Origin of the sequence: Tardiphaga sp. 841_E9_N1_2 (genome assembly GCF_051811065.1) — a bacterium.
GTDB lineage: Bacteria > Pseudomonadota > Alphaproteobacteria > Rhizobiales > Xanthobacteraceae > Tardiphaga > Tardiphaga robiniae.
Map to the genome: position 1 here is coordinate 1,460,828 of NZ_JBPWQC010000001.1, position 19,413 is coordinate 1,480,240.

At 62.1% G+C, this 19,413-nt stretch carries 18 protein-coding genes; 8 read left to right on the top strand and 10 right to left on the bottom strand.

What is annotated here, in order from left to right; genetic code table 11:
* The first annotated feature begins 53 nt into the window (after positions 1-53).
* Together AB8A50_RS06980 and AB8A50_RS06985 are read left to right on the top strand one after the other, a co-directional pair.
* On the top strand, positions 54-824 hold the full coding sequence (locus tag AB8A50_RS06980; protein WP_439077223.1) for an SDR family NAD(P)-dependent oxidoreductase: 771 nt from the start codon (positions 54-56) through the stop codon (positions 822-824).
* 18 nt (positions 825-842) lie between these two features.
* Positions 843-1,613, top strand: a complete 771-nt coding sequence (locus AB8A50_RS06985; RefSeq protein WP_439077224.1) for an SDR family NAD(P)-dependent oxidoreductase — start codon at positions 843-845, stop codon at positions 1,611-1,613.
* A 6-nt stretch (positions 1,614-1,619) separates the two neighbouring features.
* Here the strand turns inward: AB8A50_RS06985 and AB8A50_RS06990 are convergent, their stop codons facing one another.
* Positions 1,620-2,852, bottom strand: a complete 1,233-nt coding sequence (locus AB8A50_RS06990; RefSeq protein WP_089264153.1) for an FAD-dependent oxidoreductase — start codon at positions 2,850-2,852, stop codon at positions 1,620-1,622.
* Between the two features lie 94 nt (positions 2,853-2,946).
* Positions 2,947-4,446: a caspase family protein gene (locus AB8A50_RS06995; RefSeq protein WP_439077225.1), complete on the bottom strand. Its 1,500-nt coding sequence runs from the start codon at positions 4,444-4,446 to the stop codon at positions 2,947-2,949.
* Positions 4,447-4,677: 231 nt separating this feature from the next.
* On the opposite strand from AB8A50_RS06995, the gene AB8A50_RS07000 reads away from it, so the two are divergent.
* From AB8A50_RS07000 to AB8A50_RS07020, 5 genes are all read left to right on the top strand, one after another.
* The gene (locus AB8A50_RS07000) at positions 4,678-4,986 is read left to right on the top strand and encodes a hypothetical protein (protein WP_093758428.1); all 309 of its coding nucleotides are present in this window, start codon (positions 4,678-4,680) and stop codon (positions 4,984-4,986) included.
* A 369-nt stretch (positions 4,987-5,355) separates the two neighbouring features.
* On the top strand, positions 5,356-5,970 hold the full coding sequence (locus tag AB8A50_RS07005; protein ID WP_089264150.1) for a TetR/AcrR family transcriptional regulator: 615 nt from the start codon (positions 5,356-5,358) through the stop codon (positions 5,968-5,970).
* Positions 5,971-6,089: 119 nt separating this feature from the next.
* Positions 6,090-7,466 (top strand): MFS transporter, encoded by a 1,377-nt coding sequence (locus tag AB8A50_RS07010; protein ID WP_439063957.1) that lies wholly within the window; start codon positions 6,090-6,092, stop codon positions 7,464-7,466.
* A gap of 376 nt (positions 7,467-7,842) precedes the next feature.
* A complete protein-coding gene (locus AB8A50_RS07015) occupies positions 7,843-9,354 on the top strand; it encodes a DEAD/DEAH box helicase (RefSeq protein WP_175368912.1) in 1,512 nt (503 codons plus the stop codon).
* A 123-nt stretch (positions 9,355-9,477) separates the two neighbouring features.
* Positions 9,478-10,545, top strand: coding sequence for a diguanylate cyclase (locus AB8A50_RS07020; protein WP_120289426.1), 1,068 nt, complete (start codon positions 9,478-9,480; stop codon positions 10,543-10,545).
* Between the two features lie 56 nt (positions 10,546-10,601).
* On the opposite strand, the gene AB8A50_RS07025 is transcribed toward AB8A50_RS07020, so the two are convergent.
* From AB8A50_RS07025 to AB8A50_RS07060, 8 genes are all read right to left on the bottom strand, one after another.
* On the bottom strand, positions 10,602-11,069 hold the full coding sequence (locus AB8A50_RS07025) for a TfoX/Sxy family protein (protein WP_175368911.1): 468 nt from the start codon (positions 11,067-11,069) through the stop codon (positions 10,602-10,604).
* 202 nt (positions 11,070-11,271) lie between these two features.
* A complete protein-coding gene (locus tag AB8A50_RS07030) occupies positions 11,272-11,682 on the bottom strand; it encodes a HesB/IscA family protein (protein ID WP_175368910.1) in 411 nt (136 codons plus the stop codon).
* Between the two features lie 78 nt (positions 11,683-11,760).
* The gene (locus AB8A50_RS07035; RefSeq protein WP_170849663.1) at positions 11,761-12,162 is read right to left on the bottom strand and encodes an SUF system Fe-S cluster assembly protein; all 402 of its coding nucleotides are present in this window, start codon (positions 12,160-12,162) and stop codon (positions 11,761-11,763) included.
* Positions 12,159-13,406 carry a cysteine desulfurase gene (locus tag AB8A50_RS07040; RefSeq protein WP_093758422.1) on the bottom strand — a complete coding sequence of 416 codons (1,248 nt, stop codon included), beginning with the start codon at positions 13,404-13,406 and terminating at the stop codon, positions 12,159-12,161. Before AB8A50_RS07040 ends, AB8A50_RS07035 begins: the two co-directional genes overlap by 4 nt.
* A complete protein-coding gene (gene sufD, locus AB8A50_RS07045; RefSeq protein ID WP_439077226.1) occupies positions 13,403-14,722 on the bottom strand; it encodes a Fe-S cluster assembly protein SufD in 1,320 nt (439 codons plus the stop codon). The genes AB8A50_RS07040 and sufD overlap by 4 nt, the downstream gene beginning before the upstream one ends.
* 11 nt (positions 14,723-14,733) lie before the next feature.
* On the bottom strand, positions 14,734-15,492 hold the full coding sequence (gene sufC, locus AB8A50_RS07050) for a Fe-S cluster assembly ATPase SufC (protein ID WP_439077227.1): 759 nt from the start codon (positions 15,490-15,492) through the stop codon (positions 14,734-14,736).
* A gap of 155 nt (positions 15,493-15,647) precedes the next feature.
* Entirely contained in the window at positions 15,648-17,129 is a 1,482-nt protein-coding gene (gene sufB, locus AB8A50_RS07055) for a Fe-S cluster assembly protein SufB (RefSeq protein WP_439063959.1), read from the bottom strand.
* Positions 17,130-17,237: 108 nt separating this feature from the next.
* Positions 17,238-18,404 carry a cysteine desulfurase family protein gene (locus tag AB8A50_RS07060; protein WP_439077228.1) on the bottom strand — a complete coding sequence of 389 codons (1,167 nt, stop codon included), beginning with the start codon at positions 18,402-18,404 and terminating at the stop codon, positions 17,238-17,240.
* A 318-nt stretch (positions 18,405-18,722) separates the two neighbouring features.
* Here AB8A50_RS07060 and AB8A50_RS07065 point away from each other — a divergent pair, with 318 nt between their 5' ends.
* A complete protein-coding gene (locus tag AB8A50_RS07065; RefSeq protein ID WP_068736626.1) occupies positions 18,723-19,370 on the top strand; it encodes an alpha/beta hydrolase in 648 nt (215 codons plus the stop codon).
* Positions 19,371-19,413 lie beyond the last annotated feature (43 nt).

Here is a 19,413-nt window from a genome sequence, read left to right on the forward strand (position 1 = left end):
CAGACGCGCCATAGAACGCGTCGGACACAATGCATGGCGGGGGCGGACATCTTTTGACCAGTAATCTCTTCGATCTCACCGGCAGGGTCGCCATCGTCACCGGCGGCAACACCGGAATTGGCCTCGGCATAGCGCGCGGGCTAGCGAATGCCGGTGCGACCCTCGTGATCGCCGATCGCAACCGCGATAATGCCGCTTCAGCAAAAGCCGAACTGGAGACGTCCGGACATCCGGTACTCGCATTGACGACCGATGTTACCGACCCGAACTCGATCGCGCAGATGGTGTCCGCAACGTTGAACGCGTTCGGCCGCATTGACATCCTCGTCAACAATGCCGGCATCAGCATCTCAGCGCCAATCGAAGACATGACGCTGGCCGACTGGCAGAAGGTCATCGACGTCAACATGACTGCGCCTTTCATCTGCGCGCAGGCTGTCTACCCGGCGATGAAAGCCGCAGGCCGCGGCAAGATCATCAATATCGCCTCGGTGTTGGCCACGCTCGGCGCCGGCGGCGCGGCGAACTACGCCTCAAGCAAAGGTGGCATCCTGCAATTCACCCGCGCGCTGGCGACTGCCTGGGCTGCGGACAACATCCAGTCCAACGCCATTCTCCCCGGCTGGATCGACACCGACCTGACCAAGCGCGCCAAGGACATCCGACCCGAACTGCACGATCGCATTCTCGGGCGTGTACCGGCGCAGCGCTGGGGCAGGCCTGATGATCTTGCGGGCGCGGCCGTGTTTCTGGCCAGCGGGGCTTCCGACTTCGTCAACGGTGTCGCGCTCACGGTCGATGGCGGCTTTTCAATTCAAGGCTGATGCAATGAGGACAACACCATGACTGCAGGACTGTTCGATCTCTCCGGCAAAGTGGCCATCGTCACCGGCGGCAATGGCGGCATCGGGCTCGGCATGGCGCGGGGTCTGGCGCAGGCCGGCGCCGCCATCGCCGTGGTCGGACGCAACCAGACGAAATCCAAGGATGCCGTCGCGGAGCTGACCGAGAGCGGCGCCCGAGCGGTCGCCATTGCGGCCGATGTGACCGACAAGACCGCTGTCGATGGAATGATCGCACGCGTGCTGAAAGAACTGGGCCGCGTCGATATCCTCATCAACAATGCCGGCATCAACATCCGCAAGCCGCCGCACGAGATCGCACTCGACGAATGGGACAGCGTGATCAAGACCAATCTCACCAGCGCCTTCGTCTGTTCGCAGGCGGCGCATCCCGCAATGAAGGCCGCGGGCGGCGGCAAGATCATCAATATCGGCTCGATGCTGTCGATCTTCGGCGCGTCTTTCGCGCCAGCCTATGCCGCCAGCAAAGGCGGCATCGTCCAGTTCACCCGCTCCTGCGCCGTCGCTTGGGCGCCTCACAATATTCAGTGCAACGCCGTTCTGCCGGGCTGGATCGATACCGAACTGACACAGAATGCGCGCCGTGAAATCGACGGCCTGCATGACAAGGTACTGGCACGAACGCCCGCCGGCCGCTGGGGCGCGTCGGGAGATTTCGCGGGCATTGCCGTGTTCCTGTCGTCGCGCGCCTCGGACTTCGTCACCGGTACGGCAATCCCCGTGGACGGCGGCTTCTCGGTGCAGGGATAATCTGTCTTAGGCTTCCGGCGACTGCACGTGCTCGGGTCGTACGCCAATGGCCAGGAAACGCGCGGTTAATCCCTGCAGCGGCGGAAACGCGCTGACGAGGCGCATGATCAGCGGCGGCGTCAGCGGCTCGCCGCCCTTGGCCAGTGCACGGCTGATGATGTTGTTTTGCATCACGACCTGCATGCCCTGTGTCGCGCGCATCGGGAATTCGCGGCGGCGACGCACCGCGCCGAGGTCGTCCTCGGTCACCGGTCCCTTCGCCAGCTTCGCCGCCAGCAGGTTAGCGGTCGCGACGGCGTCCTGCACCGCGATATTCACACCGACGCCGCCAACCGGGGACATCGCATGCGCGGCGTCGCCGATGCACAACAGCCCCGGCCGGGTCCAGCGCTTGAGCCGATTGATCGCGACGGTCAGTAGTTTGACGTCGTCCCAGCTCTTCAGCTCTTCGATATGCGCGCTCAGGATCGGCGCCAGACGTGACGTTTCGGCACGGAAAGCCTCAAGGCCACGCACCTTGATCTCCTCATAGTGCCCCTTGGCGATCACATAAGCGCATTGCCAGTAGTCCCCGCGATCGATGGTCACCATCATCTTGCCGGGCTCGAGCCGCGCGAACACGCTCTCGGTCTCCGCGCCCTTGGCAACGCGAAACCACAAGATGTCCATGGGCGCACCGATGTCTTCGACCTCCAGCTTCGCCGCCGGCCGCACGATCGAATGCCGGCCATCGCAGGCCACTGTCAGATCGGCATGGATCTCGACCGGCCCCTGCTGCGTGATGGCCTTGACGCCGACCACTTGCTCGCCCGACCAGATGAGATCGGTCGCCTCGGTGTTCATCATCACCTTGAGATGCGGATAGCGCTGCGCTTTGTCGCGCAGGAAATTGAGGAAATCCCACTGCGGCATGAAGGCGATAAACGGATACTTCGCGCTGGTGCGGCTGATATCCGCGATGCGCAGCTTATGCGTTCCGAAGAAGCCATCCATCTTCTGGATACGATCGTGCTTGATCTTCAGGAAGTCGTCGATCAGGCCAAGCTCGTCCATCACCTGCAGCGTCGATGGATGCACGGTGTCACCGCGGAAATCGCGGAAGAAGTCGGCGTGTTTCTCGATAACGATCGTATCGACGCCGGCGCGGCCGAGCAGATAGCCGAGCATCATTCCGGCAGGGCCACCGCCAACGATGCAGCAGCGCGCGGTCAGCGAGTTCTCGTTCGCGCCTGCAGCCATTCGCTATTCCTCCGGCGAGTCGAATTTCTTGATCAAGGAATGCGAGCTTGCGATAGTTGAAATGCCGCGGTTCGCGGGGCGGTGTCGATCATGCTCATCGATTTCCCGAACGTCGGAAGCTCTTGGTTTCGGAGATGCTGCCGTCCCGGAACGTCAATTCGACCGACACGAACTTCGTCGAGGCCGGGATTTTGATGTAGGTCTCGGCATCCGACGGCGTCGCTATGGGGTCGCGCAGGTCGCAGGGCGGGAATTTCAGCAGCTTGTCCGGCACGGCGCTATCGATCCCGACGCGGGCCTCGCGAATGGCACAGCGATACGACATCAGATGCGTATAATACATCAGGGGCGTGTTGTAGCCACCGAAGGCAAGCCAGCTTCCGGCGGTCATATCGAGGATCTTGCGCTGGTCGCGAACCAGCGCCGCCTCGGGATCGAAGCGGATCGGAAACGGGCCCTGCATCTCGCCGTTCGCGTCGACGTAACGCAGATAGATCGTCGTCGCCGCTGCATCGGCGTCGAGCTGGATCGCCGGATTCGGCATTCGCTTGCGCGTGCGCGGATCGAGCGTGTCCATGAAGCCGGTCTCGCGGAAATTACCTCCCTCGCCCATCCGCCAGGAGATACCCAGCGTCGGATCGGCGATCGAGAACATCACGGTCCAGCCGCCATTGTGGCGCGAGAAGCTGGCGATCGGTGCGTTCACCGCATCGTTGGCCGGCGGCAGTTGCGGAACGTTGACAGGGGGCAGCGCAGCGACCTGCTGCAGCGGTTCGGGCGGCCGCGCATCGGCCTGCTTAAGCGCCACACCATTGAGAAAGACGTCATCGACCATCTGGTCGAAATACACCGGCACCTGACGGTGCTTCACGGTCTCTGCCATCTCGCTGACGGTCCGCCGGGTGCGCTGCGCGACCTGCACGAGGTTCAGCGATGGCTCCTGCAGCTCCTTGATGAAGGCGCGCGTGAAAACCGAATTCGGATCGGTGTCGTTGTTCGACAAACGATCCAGCGCGGTCTGCCGCGGCCCGGCCGAGAAGATCGAAAACACGCCTTCCGGGAGCGTCGTCATCGGAGCGAGGCCACCGCTGCCGGCCACAGCGCGGGTGCCAGCGCGCTCGAACGGATTGTTGCGACAGGCGTCGAACACCAGAATCGACGTCCGCGCGCCGCGCATCTGCAGCCGCGTTACAATCCGGTCGGCGAGAATCGCTGAGTCGCGCACCAGCTCTTCCTGCCCTTCCGTGGCGGCAGGGACATCCGTGGGCAGCAGGAAGTTCTGGCCGGCGATCTCGAAGCCGTGCCCTGCAAAAAAGAAAAAGGCCGTGTCGCCTTTTTCAATCGTCGAATCGAACGCGAGCAACGACTGACTGAAGGCTTGTCGGGTCTGGTTCTCGGCGACCATGACGCTGAAGCCCAGATTCTTCAGCGCGCCCCCTATGCTGCGGGCGTCATTCACGGCCTTCTGCAGTTTCGGCACATTGCGATAGTCGTTATTGCCGATGACCAGCGCCACGCGTTTTGCAGCAAAAGCCGGCGCTGTCGAAAGTGCCGCCGCTGCCAGCGCTGCCAGCAGAATCAAAAGCCGTCGCATTGTTCTATCCCCGCCCCGCCAGCACATGTATCCGTGTGGTGGCTCGACCGCGTCATTGTCTGCCTTGGTCGAGGCAGAACTGCGGCCGGTTCAAACCGAGGTCTAGCCGTTACCACCCATTTTGTCCTGCCTGCTCAGGCAGATCATCTGCCCGCCGATTGCAGCCCCGCTGCCACATTTTCCGCCTTAATCTCCGCTAGCCCGAGCCCCAATCAGAGTCAGGAGATCCTCGTGAAATCACTCGTCCTCGCAGCCGCCCTGCTGCTTCCCACCATGGCACTCGCGCAGGATGCGGCCCCCGCTACCGCGGCGAAACCGCCGGCTGCCGCCGCCAAACCGAAGCGCGCCCCGGTGGCCGCCAAGCCTGCACAGACCACCCCGGAAGTGCTGGATATCAACCAGATCATCGGGATCCGTCAGGTCGATCCGGCGACCTATGAGGTCGATGCCCGTCTACAGAGCGGCAGCGAGGTGCATCTGCGCATGAATGCTTTCGTGATGCAGAATCTCGGGATGCAGCTGGGCACTTACGGCAAATAGTCAGCCTGCGGTATCCCTCTCGCGCGCGCCGGAATAAGTAGACTTCCGGACGGCTCGGCGTGCGCTCTCGATCAGGGGTGATGAGGTACCACAGGTCGCGAAGTCCTGTGGATAAGGGGTACGCGGCCAATCATCGACATGATTGCCCCGACATGTGCTATGTGACAATTCATCAGGTCCGGAGCCAATCCGGGGAGCAATTGCTAAAACCGGCTCCTGCTACAGGCAACCAATGTCAGGAAACGCGCCTCAGGAACTTTGCGTTCCTCCGTAGCTGGCGATCTGGGGATGGGATTTTTTAGACTGTAAGATTTCAGGCAGTTTTAATCACCCGCCCGAAGCCCGCTACGACTGGATACCTGACGACCAATGGCAAAGAAGATGATTACGCCCGGGCACGAGTTGCTGCTTCGGGTCAACAAGGCATTTCTCGACCACGGCTATGCCGGCCTGTCGATGGTCGGTCTCGCGAGAGAGTGCGGCTTCACGCAGCGCGCGCTCTATTACTATTTCAGCAACAAGGAAGAGGCATTTCGTGCCTCGATCGGCCATCGCAATGAAGTCGCGATAGCGCAGGCACTCGAGGCCGGCCAGAAGATCCGGGAAAGTGGCGGCAGCGCACTCGACATCTTTGCGACGATCATCGACCTGAGATACGGCGAAACCCGTCGGATGCTGACGTTCTCACCGCATACCGTCGAGCTCAATGCGGAAGCCTTTCGGCGCTGCCGCGATCTCATGATCGAGTCCGCAATCGCCTTCCAGGCCGAGCTGGAAAAGCTGATTATCGATTTCCACTACAGCAAGCTGCTGATCCTGACCGGCCGTTTTACGGCCGCGCAGATCGCACAGGCGCTGGCCGACGGCGGACGGGCTGTCAATCAGGCACTCCCTCCGATCGCAGCGAATGACTTCTCGGCGCGCTATCGCCAGACCTGCGAGATGATCCTGTATGGCTGCGCGGCAACGCCGACGCAGATTTGAGACGCTGCGGTTCGCCGCCACATACCCTCCTCTCGACTCATCCAGCTCCATCGACATATGGTCCGCGCGGGCAGCGGAGGACGCGCATTGCGTTGCCGCTATGAGATGCGGGGCGTCAGATGAACGACCAGGTGCGGACGCACGGGGCGCTAGCGGGCGCAGCCGTGCCAACTATTGCGGCACGCCTGGACGGGCTGCCAGTCACGCCGCTTCACCTCGGCATCTTCGCGCTCTGTGCCTTCGGCCTGTTCGCAGACATCGCCGAAGTGGCGCTCAGCAATGCCTTTTCCGGCATCTTCCTCGCGCCGCCCTACAGCATCTCGCGCGGCGAGCTCTCGCTGTTGTTGGCATCGGTCTTTGCCGGCGGCGCCGTTGGTGCACCTGTGTTCGGCTGGATTGCGGATCGCTATGGCCGCCAGATCGCGCTGCAGAGCGCGCTTGCCGTCCTGGCGCTGAGCTCGCTCGCCGTCGCCGCCAGTCGCGATGTGGCAACCATGACGGCCTTCCGCTTCATCTCCGGCCTCGCCATCGGCGGCTATCCGCCTTTGACATCGGCCTATCTGTCAGACCTGCTGCCGCCCCGGCGCCGCGGCCTTTTGATGATGCTGTGCGGCGCGCTCGCCTTTCTCGGCGCACCGGCAATCATCCTGATGATCCGCTGGCTGACGCCCATCGCGCCATGGGGCATCGAGGGCTGGCGCTGGGCCTTGATCTTCGGCAGCGCGTGCTCGACCCTGGCAGCCCTGCTGTTCTTCCTGGTGCCGGAATCGCCGCGCTGGCTCGCATCGGTCGGACGCGACGCCGAGGCTGATGCCGCCTGCCGCCGCTTCGAGGCATCCGCGCGTCAGCCATCACCGCCGGCGATCTCCGCTCCCGAAACTATTGCGACCAGATCCAGCGGCTTCCGAGCGCTCGCCCGCGATCGGATCAGCCTGCGGCGCACAGCGCTCCTTGCCGCGCTCTATGTACTCGGACCCTGGGCCACCATTGGCTTCCCGCTGCTCAGCGCCGCGGTGATGGTGCAGAAGGGATTTCATGTCAGCGAGTCCCTGCTGTTCGCGGGACTTACGATGTTCGGTCCATCGATCGGCATCGCGGCGGCATCGGCCTTCGTCGATCGTATCCCGCGGCGCCTCGCTCTGGTCGCCTGTGCCGTGGCGATGATCGCAACTGGGCTGACTTTCGCTGTCAGCACGGTGCTAACGCCGCTCATCGTCACCGGCATCGTGTTCAACCTCGCCAGTGCCGTCTACAGCGCCGTGCTTAGCCTCTACGCTGTCGAGCTGCTGCCGACGCATCTGCGCGCCTCGGCCACCGCTGGCGCATGGGGCCTCGGCCGCGTCGTATCGGCGCTGGTACCGATCGCGCTGCTGCCGCTGCTCGGCAGCCACGGTCCGATCGCGATGTTCATGGTGATCTCGACCGCGCTGTTACTGAGCGGCGCGCTCATCGCCATTGCCGGTCCACCCGGCCGCGAACGCAGGCCGGTCGACTAACGGTCAGCGCTGCATCGACGTCACACGCGACGTCGCGTAGCGGCCGTCCGGCGGGGCCCCAAGCCCCCGCCAATATCCCGGTTTTGGCCCTTTTCCGCTAAAACATTAAGCTTTTTGGGATGTTCCAGGGTGTGGCGGATTGACTTTGGCCGATTCCAGCCTATGTTCCGGCTCGACGCGGCCCGGTATCGAAACGCGATATCTTGAGTAAGCCGCCTGTCAGCGCCCAGCGTCTCCGTGCATGTTTGCGTGCCGCTCCGGGGATAAGCGCTGCAGTATTTCCCGAGAATCCAAGCGGCGGTTTCGACCTGAGGCGTGATTCCGAACGGTGATCATCCGGATACCGGATCAGATCATGCCCCCATACAGAGGCTCAATGTCCTTCTCCAATCTCGGCTTGTCCGACAAGGTTCTCGCCGCCGTTGCGGCTACCGGTTACACCACCCCAACCCCCATTCAGGAACAAGCGATTCCTCATGTGCTGGCGCGCAAAGACGTGCTCGGCATCGCCCAGACCGGCACCGGCAAGACCGCTGCCTTCGTTCTCCCGATGATGACCATGCTGGAAAAGGGCCGAGCCCGCGCCCGCATGCCCCGCACGCTCATTCTCGAACCGACCCGCGAACTCGCCGCACAGGTCAAAGAGCAGTTCGACAAATACGGCGTCGGCCAGAAGCTCAACGTGGCGCTGCTGATCGGCGGAGTCTCGTTCGGTGATCAGGACAGCAAACTCACCCGCGGCGTTGACGTCTTGATCGCCACGCCGGGGCGCCTGCTCGACCATACCGAGCGCGGCGGACTGCTTCTCACCGGCGTCGAATTGCTGGTCATCGACGAAGCCGACCGCATGCTGGACATGGGCTTCATCCCCGACATCGAACGCATCTGCAAGCTGGTGCCGTTCACCCGTCAGACTCTCTTTTTTACGGCGACCATGCCCGCCGAAATCCGCCGCGTCACCGAGACCTTCCTGCATAATCCGGTGAAGATCGAAGTCTCCAAGCCCGCCTCCACCGCCGTCACCGTGACCCAGTCGCAAGTGGCCGTCGGTCGCGAGCCTCACGAGAAGCGCGAAGTGCTCCGGGCCCTTCTCCGCGAAGCCACCGACCTCAAGAACGCGATCATCTTCTGCAACCGCAAGCGTGAAGTCGCGTTGCTCGCCAAGTCGCTTCAGAAGCACGGCTTCAGTGTCGGCGCCCTGCATGGCGACATGGAGCAGTCGGCCCGCACGGCCGCGCTGGACCAGTTCCGCAAGGGCGAGCTGCCGATCCTGGTGGCTTCCGACGTCGCCGCCCGTGGCCTCGATATTCCCGCCGTCAGCCATGTCTATAATTTCGACGTCCCGCATCATTCCGACGACTACGTGCACCGCATCGGCCGTACCGGCCGCGCCGGCCGCACCGGCTCCGCGATCTCGCTGGTGTGCCCATCCGACCAGAAGTCCATGCTGGCGATCGAAAAACTGATCGGCCAGTCGATCCCCAAGGTCGAAACCTCCATAGCGATCTCCGAGCCTGTCGAAGGCGAAACCGCTGAGGCGTCGCGCCAGTCGCGCAACCGCACCGGCAATCGCGAAGCCAATGCCGAACAGCCGCGCGGCGGCCGCAACGATCAGCCCCGCGAAGGCGGACGGGATCGCAAACCGCGCCGTGAGCGTGGCCCGCGCCGTGAAGGTGGTCGTTCGGAAGGCGGCGAGCGCAGCCCGCAGGCGCAACCCGCGGAAGCCGCTTTGGCAGCACCGGTCGTGGCAGCGGCAGCCCCGCAGGCGCAGCGTCCCCCCTCCATCGGCCGCGCCGAAGCGCCACGTTCGCGCCGCGAAGACAACGAACCGGCGGATCATTCGCACCTGCCGGCCTTTCTGTTGCGTCCGATCCGGGCACGCGCATAGGTAGTATCGCGCCAGGAACGTTTACTTGCCGTTCACTCTCGTCCCCTAATCTGAATGCGATATTTTTAACGAATTTGCATTTCAGAGGACCGCGTATACACGCTGTCCACGAGGGCACAGAACGTGACCGGCATCCTGGACGAACAAGAGCGGACTTTGGCCTTTGCCGAAGTCGCGCTGGGCCAAATTCGCTCGCTCCGCCAGACGGCGATTCCGCGCAATTATGAGATCTGGTACGTCTACGCGACTGGCTACAATTCGGCGCTCAACAAAGTCATCAATGAGACGCTGGCACGCAATGGCCGGCTGACCGAAGCCGATCTCGACCTGATCCACGACACTTATCTCTCACAAATTCGCACCACCGATCGCATCGATCAGGTCGGCGCCCGCGTTATCGGCGAGATCGACGACGTGATGGCGCTCATCACCGACGCTCTGGGCATGACGACGAACTTCAATGCCAGTCTGGATGGTGCCAGCAAGGATTTGTCGCGGGCGCACGATTCTGCTGCGGTGAAAGCCGTGATCGAGAGTCTCGTCAAATCTACCCGTGAAGTGCACGACACGAACAAGGCGCTGGAAGAGCGGCTACTGTCCTCGAAGAGCGAGGTCTACACGCTGCAACAGAGCCTCGAGGCGATCCGCGCCGAGAGCCTGACCGATCCCCTCACCGCACTCGGTAACCGCAAATATTTCGACCGTGCGCTGATGGCGGCAATCGATACCGCGGTGAAGCGCGGCGAACCGTTGTCGCTCCTGATGCTCGACATCGATCACTTTAAGTCCTTCAACGACAATTATGGCCATCTCACCGGCGACCAGGTGCTGCGTCTTGTCGGCCAGTCATTAAAGCAGACCATCAAGGGCCAGGATATCACCGCGCGCTATGGCGGCGAGGAATTCGCCGTGGTGCTACCGAACACGCCGTTGCGTCAGGCGCTCACCGTTGCCGATCACATCCGCCGCGCCGTGATGTCAAAGGAGCTGAAGAAAAAATCGACTGGCGAGATCCTGGGACGCGTCACGATTTCCGTCGGCGTCTCGATGCTGCAGATCGGCGACGATATGGAATCGATCATCGGCCGTGCCGACGCCTGTCTCTATGCCGCGAAGCGCAGCGGCCGCAACCGCGTGATCTGCGAAGTCGATCCGGAATATTCTGCGGAGCTGCAGTTTCAGGTGGCATGACGCCCCACACTTGGCTTCACCATTCGCAAGGAGACGCCGCGCAAGCGCACGGCTCCTCAGGATGAGGATTTACGCTTCTTTGCGGCTTTACTGGCTTTCTTGCTGGCGACCGTCTTAACTGCAGCCTTCTTGGTGGCCTTCTTTTTCGCCGCGGTCTTCTTCACGACCTTCGCTTTCTTCGTTGCCCGCTTCTTGCTTGCTTTTGCCAGCGATGCACGGATCGCTGCGGCATGCGCGACCCTCGCCCATTCGGTGACTTCATCGGGATCGTCATAGAGCCGTTCCGGCAGCTGCCAATAGGATCCGATCATCCGCAGCTTGCCGCGCATCTCATACTGAAAACACTGCGAGCCCTCACTCTCGAAACGCGGGATCGAGATTTCATCGGCACGCAGATAGACCGCGCCGCGCAGCACCAGCGCGAAGTTGATGCCATCGGCGGAAATGCCAAAGCCGGAAAACATCCGGCGGATCGTTACCGGGCCAAAGCCGGCGAAAAGTTCACTGAGGAAATCGCGGTCCATTGGGGAAGTGTAGGATGCGACGCGCGATTGCGGAAGCGGTCCGTCCGCGTCGTCTCCCTACGTCATGGCCGGGCTTGACCCGGCCATCCAGCCTCCTTCGCTTTCACCGAAGCCCAGAAAAATGGATGCCCGGGACATCTAGCGAAGCCGCGCTTCGCGCTTTGCCCGGGCATGACAGCGTTCTACTTATGAAATGACAGTCTCAGCCGTCGATCTTCGCCGGCGTCAGTTGCACGGACTCGCCGCAGCCACAGGCCGAGATCTGGTTCGGGTTGTTGAACACAAACTGGGCCTGCATGCGGTCAGTCTTGTAGTCCATCTCGGTGCCGAGCAGGAACAACACGGCCTTAGGATCGACCAGGATCTTGACGCCCTTGTCCTCGACGATTTCGTCGGTCGGCTTGATGTCGTGGGCATATTCGACGGTGTAGGACTGGCCGGCGCAGCCACCGTTCTTGATGCCGACGCGCAGGCCGATGATCTCGGAATCCGCACGCTCCGTCAGCTCCCGGATCCGCGTTGCGGCAGCATCCGTCAGGCGCATCACCTGCGGACGGGGTCGCGGCTTCGGCTTGGCAGCCGGTATGGTTGGGTTCGGTGTCATCTCAGTCATGTGTTCAGTCCCTTCGGCGGTTCAAGGCCGCCATAGGAATTCAAGCGACTTGGGCGTATTCAGCAAACCGGACGCAACTCACCACATATTCAGAACGAGACGGGCCTCGTCGGTCATCCGGTCCGGCGTCCAGGTCGGCTCCCAGACGATCTCGACCTTGACCAGACCGACTCCGGGCACGCTGGCCACGGCGTTCTCCACCATGGTCGGAAGCTCTTCGGCCGCCGGACAATTCGGCGTCGTCAGCGTCATCTCCACCTGGACAGAGCGATCGTCCTTGATGTCGACCTTGTAGATCAGGCCGAGTTCGTAGATATCCGCGGGGATTTCCGGGTCGAACACAGTCTTCAGTGCAGCGACGATCTCGGTGCCCAGGCGTTCGGTTTCGGCGGGATCGAGCGCCGAGGTGGTCTGCATGTGAGCGGGCTTCTCAGCCTCGGGGGTGGCGTCCGGCGTCTTGGCTTCTGCAATGTCACTCATGCAAACAACTCCCGTGCCTTGATCAGCGCCTGTGCGAGGTGGTCTACCTCCTCGCGGGTATTATACATTCCGAATGATGCACGGCACGTGGCCGTCACATTGAATCGCTCCAGAAGCGGCATCACGCAGTGGGTTCCCGCGCGGACCGCGACGCCCTGCCGGTCGATCACGGTCGCCACGTCATGAGCGTGAGCGCCCTTCAGTTCGAACGAAATCACCGGGCCCTTGTTCTTGGCAGTTCCGATAATACGCAGCGAATTGATCTCGCGCAGCCGGTCCTGTGCATAGGCCAGGAGGTCGTGCTCATGGGCGGCAATCCGCTCCTTGCCGATCGAATTGACGTAATCGATGGCAGCGCCGAGGCCGATGGCTTCGACGATGGCGGGCGTACCAGCCTCAAACTTGTGCGGCGGATCACCATAGGTGACCCACTCCTTCGCCACTTCGCGGATCATCTCGCCGCCGCCGGCATAGGGCCGCATCGCGACCAGGCGGTCATATTTGCCATACAGCACGCCGATGCCGGTCGGTCCGTACAGCTTGTGGCCGGTGAAGATATAAAAGTCGGCGTCGATGTCCTGCACATCGATCGGCATGTGCACGGCAGCCTGGCTGCCATCCACCACGACGGGAATGCCGCGCGCATGCGCGAGCTTCACCACGTCCTTGACCGGAACCAGCGTGCCCAGCGCATTGGACATCTGGGTGATAGCGACGATCTTGGTACGATCGGTCAGCAGCTTCTCGAACTCGTCGATCAGGAAGTTGCCTTCGTCATCGACCGGCGCCCATTTGATGACGGCGCCCTGACGTTCCCGCAGGAAGTGCCACGGTACGATGTTGGAATGGTGCTCCATGATCGAGAGCACGATCTCATCGCCCGGCTTGATGTTCTCGCCGCCCCACGATGCCGCGACGGCATTGAGCGCATCGGTGGCATTGCGGGTGAAGATGATTTCCTCGGGGCGCTTGGCATTGAGGAAGTGCTGCACCTTGATGCGCGCGCCCTCATAGGCCTCGGTCGCGGCATTAGCGAGGTAATGCAGTCCGCGATGCACATTGGCATATTCGGACTTGTAGGCCTCGGTCATGCGGTCGAGCACAGCATAGGGCTTCTGCGCCGATGCCGCGTTGTCGAGATAGACCAGCGGCTTGCCATAGACCTTCATCTCGAGCGCAGGAAAATCCTCGCGGACGCGAGCGACGTCATATGACCCGTTCGAGACCGCGGGATGCAATGTCATGCGCGCGACTCCAGCCAACGCTCTGCGGCCGATATCGCGACGTCGCGCAGATCGTCATTCACGATCGACTCCAGCGCTTCACCCACGAATGCCTGGATCAGCAGCGCCTGCGCCGCCTTCTCCGGCAGGCCGCGAGCCCGCAGATAGAACAGCAAGCTGTCATCCAGCGCGCCAATGGTCGCGCCGTGGCCGCACTGTACGTCGTCAGCGAAGATCTCGAGCTCGGGCTTGTTGTCGATTTCGGCCTCGTCGGACAGCAGCAGCGCCCGCGACATCATCTTGCCATCGGTCTTCTGCGCGATCTGATGGACGTTGATGCGACCCTGGAACACCGAATGCGCGCGATCGTCGAGCACGGCGCGGAACAGCTCTCGGCTGAGGCAATTCGGCGCCGCATGCTCGATCACGAAGGTACAGTCGCCATGCTGCTTGTCGCGCAGCAGATGAACGCTGTTGGTCGACAGCTCCGAATCCACGCCAGCCAGCGTGATGAAGCTCTGATAGCGGCTGACGCCACCGCCGGTGGTGAGACTGAACGTGTTGAACTTGGTCCGCGCGCCGACCGTAACAATGGCCGTTGCGATATTCGCTGCATCGCCGGCATCTTCCATCACGCGCACATGTTGCAGATCGGAATCGTCGCCGATCCAGATCACCACGGCATCATGGGCCTGATACGCCTTCGCGGCCTCTGTTGCCACGAAGCTCTCCACCAGCGTCACACGCGCGCGATTACCGATGCGAACCAGCGACCGCGTGAATGCGGCCACGCTCGGGCGCGTCGCCACATGGACGATGTGCAGCGGCCTAGCCGGAGCGGCATCGTCGGCGATATCGATCAGCATGCCATCGGTCGCAAACGCGGCATTCAATGCGATCATCGGATCGACAATACGCGAGCGCAGCAGGTCGGCGCGCGTCGCACTGGTCGCGTCATCGAGCATGGCGCTGAGCGCATGCACGGTCACGCCGCCGCCCGACGTCAGATCGGAGAGACCTGCCGCGAAGACGCCATCGATGATGACCAGCTTCTGCGTATCACCCGTACCGAGCGTTTCGACGAGCTTCGCGGCCTGGGCCAGCGCGGCCTGATCCGGCGCAGGCGCCAGCGGCGCCACGTCACGCAACAGGTTGCGCAGGTCGGTATATTTCCATTCTTCGATGCGCCGGGTCGGCAGACCGGTACGCGCGAAATCATCGAACGCCTGCTGGCGCGTTTCCGCCACCGTGCCGACGCCCGGCAACCGACCGCGCGCGGCGGCGAATGTGCCGTCCAGCACCGCGCCCGTTGTTGTCTTTGCGAGAGCTACATTCATGATTGTCTCACTCAGGCCGCCGCGTCTTCATACTGCGCATAACCGGACTCTTCGAGTTCCAGCGCCAGTTCCTTGCCGCCGCTCTTCACGACGCGGCCCTTCGACATCACATGCACATGATCCGGCACGATGTAGTTCAGCAGGCGCTGATAATGCGTGATGACGACCATGGCGCGACCCGGGCTGCGCAGTGCATTGACGCCGTCGGCAGCCACGCGCAACGCATCGATGTCGAGACCGGAGTCCATTTCGTCAAGGATGCACAGGCTCGGCTGGAACAGCGCCATCTGCAGCACTTCGTTGCGCTTCTTCTCACCACCGGAGAAGCCGACATTGACGCCGCGCTTCAGCATATCCATCGGGATGTTCAGCGAAGCAGCGACTTCGCGGACCTTCCTGAGAAAGTCCGGCACCAGATATTCGGATTCGCCGCGCGCCTTGCGCTGCGCGTTCACCGCGGTGCGCAGGAAGTTCATCGTCGTCACGCCGGGAATTTCCACGGGATACTGGAACGCCAGGAACACGCCCTTGGCGGCACGCTCGTCGGGCTCCATCTCCAGCAGGTCTTCGCCCTTGAACAGGATCTCGCCGCCGGTCACCTCATAACCGGGTTTGCCGGCGATGACGTGGCTGAGCGTCGATTTACCCGAACCGTTCGGTCCCATGATGGCATGCACTTCACCGCCATTCACGGTCATCGTCAGCCCATGGAGAATCTCGCGATCCTCGACACGAACCTGCAGGTCCTTCACTTCAAGCAATGGGGTCATCAGTCTCTATCCTTTGATCATCATCGTCATCCTCGCCTGAACGCACTTGGGTTCAGCCTGGAGTGCTCGCCATTCGCGGCGAGCCTCTAAGGATGGTTTTCAATCTTGCCGACATCCTGGAAGCGCCGCTGTGCGGGCATCCGCGATGGCGGGACTTAGCCCACCGATCCCTCAAGCGAGATCGAAATCAGCTTCTGCGCTTCCACCGCGAATTCCATCGGCAGCTGCTGCAACACGTCCTTCACGAAACCGTTGACCACGAGGCCGACGGCTTCTTCCTGCGACAGGCCCCGCTGGACGCAATAGAACAGCACGTCTTCGGAGATCTTCGAGGTGGTCGCCTCGTGCTCGAACAGCGTCGAGGAATTCTTCGCCTCGATATACGGCACGGTATGTGCACCGCACTGGTCGCCGATCAGGAGCGAGTCACAGGCCGTGAAGTTACGGGCATTCGTCGCCTTGCGATGCGCGGTGACGAGGCCGCGATAGGTGTTCTGCGACTTGCCGGCAGCGATACCCTTCGAGATGATCCGGCTCGTGGTGTTCTTTCCGAGATGGATCATCTTGGTGCCGCTATCGACCTGCTGATAGCCGTTCGAAATCGCGATCGAATAGAACTCGCCGCGCGAATTGTCGCCGCGCAGGATGCAGCTCGGATATTTCCAGGTGATGGCAGAGCCGGTCTCGACCTGGGTCCAGGAAATCTTCGAGCGGTCCCCGCGGCAGTCACCACGCTTGGTGACGAAATTATAGATGCCGCCCTTGCCTTCGGAATTGCCGGGGTACCAGTTCTGGACCGTCGAATACTTGATCTCGGCATCGTCATGGGTGACGAGCTCGACGACAGCCGCATGGAGCTGGTTCTCGTCGCGCTGCGGCGCCGTGCAGCCTTCGAGATAGCTGACATAGGCGCCCTTGTCGGCAATGATCAGCGTTCGTTCGAACTGGCCGGTGTTGCGCTCATTGATGCGGAAATAGGTCGACAGCTCCATCGGGCAACGCACACCCGGCGGCACATAGACGAACGAGCCGTCGGAAAACACCGCGGAGTTCAGCGTGGCATAGAAGTTATCCGAGGTCGGCACGACCGTGCCGAGATACTGCTTCACCAGATCGGGATGCTCGCGGATGGCTTCCGAGATCGGCATGAAGATCACGCCGGCCTGCTTCAGTTCCTTCTGGAACGTGGTCGCGACCGACACCGAATCGAACACGGCGTCGACGGCGATCCTGCGCTCACCTTCCGGACGCACGACGCCTTCCAGCGCCTCGATCTCGCGGAGGGGAATGCCGAGCTTCTTGTAGGTTTCGAGAATTTCAGGATCGATCTCGTCGATCGAGCCAATGGTCTTCTTCGGCTTCGGCGCTGAATAGTAATAGAGATCCTGGAAGTCGATCTTCGGATACTCGACCCGCGCCCACTTCGGCTCTTCCATGGTCAGCCAGCGGCGATACGCCTCAAGACGCCATTCCAGCATCCATGCCGGCTCGTTCTTCTTGGCGGAGATGTAACGAACGGTGTCTTCGGAAAGGCCCTTCGGGGCCTTCTCGGATTCGATGATGGTCTCGAATCCATAACGATATTGATCGACGTCGATCTGGCGAACCCGATCGACGGTCTCTTGTACGGCAGCCATTTTATCCTCCGCTCGCGGTTTCAAGGACCGCGGTGGATCAATCCAGAAACGTGAAACTCAAAGCTTGTCGGGGTTCTTTACGATGTTCCCGCGGGGAAATCACCCCTCTTAGAACCGTTCAAGCTGTGTTTCGTCGCTATGTTTAAGTAGTGTACCCGAGAGCTTTCGCCAAGCCTCCAGGCACCGATCGACGTCCGCTTCGGTGGTCGACCAGCCCAGACTGAGACGCACAGCACCCCGGGTCAGCTCCGGCCCGAAACCCATGGCTTCGAGCACGTGAGACGGCTGTACCTTACCAGAAGAACAGGCCGATCCCGACGATACCGCGATACCTTCGAGATCAAATCCAATTACGGCGGTCTCGGCGCGCAATCCGGGGGCGCCGAACAGGATCGTATTGGGCAGACGCGGCACATCTTGGGCGAACACAAGTCCATTGCTGGATTGCCGCAAGCCCGCCTCAAGCCGCTGACGCAGCTCGTCAACCCGCTTCATATCATCCAGCGACGCCATGGCGGCCGTCACGGCGGCGCCGAAGCCGGCGATTCCCGGCACATTCTCGGTTCCCGCCCGACGCCCCAGTTCCTGCCCGCCGCCGCTGAGCAGCGCATTGAGCCCGGCGACGCTATTGGCCATGACCAGCGCGCCAACGCCCTTTGGGCCACCGATCTTATGCGCAGAAATTGATAGAAGGTCAGCCTGCAATAATTTGATATCTATCGGTATCTTTCCAAACGCTTGCACAGCGTCGACATGCAGCAAGCCGCCGGCGTCATGCACGATGGCTGCAAGCTCAGGAATCGGTTGAAGGGCGCCGGTTTCATTATTGGCCAACATCACGGAAACCAGCGCCGGCTCCCCACCCGCCAGGAGCGCCCTCAACTCATCCGGTTTCACGACGCCATCGCGGTCCACGCCCAGCACCTGGAGGTCTCCCGCGGCGAAGCGGCCTCCCGCCAGCACCGAGGCGTGCTCTACCGCGGAGACGATCAGCCGCCGCACGGGCACGCCTGGATTGCGCACCAGCCCGGGCGTCAGCGCCAGCACATTGGCTTCGGTTCCGCCTGAGGTGAATATGACGTTTCGCGAATCTGCGCCCAAGGCACCTGCGACCGCCGCACGGGCGTCCTCAACGATCCGGCGGGCCTGACGGCCCTCGGTATGAACCGATGACGGGTTACCAGCCAAATCCCACGCGGCCACCATCGCCGCCCGCGCCTCAGGGCGTAGCGGTGTCGTCGCATTCCAGTCGAGATAGACCCGGTCTTTGGCCAATTCTGGTTTACCTTGAAGGACTTGGAGCCTTGCTGGCGGCATCGGACGTCGTCCGGTGCCGCGCGCCGTCTCTCTTAGCCCAATTGCTCACCAAATGCGCCCGCGGCAACGCATGTCACGGCCGCGGACACGTTCAATATGCTTGCTTTTCGCCCCTGCGCTCATGGTAGAACGCGGCCTCAACTTCACCCGGTGCCGCCCGCCATCAACCTGACGGTGCCCGATCGCCCTTTCCTCGCAGGGTCCCCTCCGAGCCATTCTCGCCGAGCCCTGCGCGAAACCGGCTGATCACGCCAAGAACGGGACCTAAGGATCACTATGCCCGAAGTTATTTTTACCGGTCCCGCAGGCCGTATTGAAGGCCGCTATCATCCGGCCAAGCAGAAGAACGCGCCGATCGCCATGGTGCTGCATCCGCATCCGCAATTCGCGGGCACGATGAACCACCAGATCGTCTACCAGTGCTATTACGCCTTCGTGCATCGCGGCTTCTCGGTGCTGCGCTTCAACTTCCGCGGCGTCGGCCGCAGCCAGGGCTCGTTCGACCACGGCACCGGCGAGTTGTCGGATGCAGCGGCAGCGCTCGACTGGGCGCAGACCATCAATCCCGAAGCACGCGCCTGCTGGGTCGCCGGCTTCTCTTTTGGCGCCTGGATCGGCATGCAACTCCTGATGCGTCGCCCCGAAGTCGAAGGCTTCATCTCGATCGCACCGCCGGCCAATCTCTATGATTTCTCGTTCCTCGCACCCTGCCCGTCCTCGGGTCTGATCGTGCACGGCGAGAAGGACGCGGTCGTGCCGCCGAAGGACGTCAACACGCTGGTCGAGAAGCTGAAGACCCAAAAGGGCATCGTGATCGATCAGCACATCATTCCGGGTGCCAACCACTTCTTCGATAACAAGCTCGAGCCGCTGATGGAATCGGTCACCGGCTATCTCGACATGCGCCTCGCCAACGTGCGCTGAGGCGTCGATCGGCCTCACGCCGGCCGCTTCATGTCAACCTAAC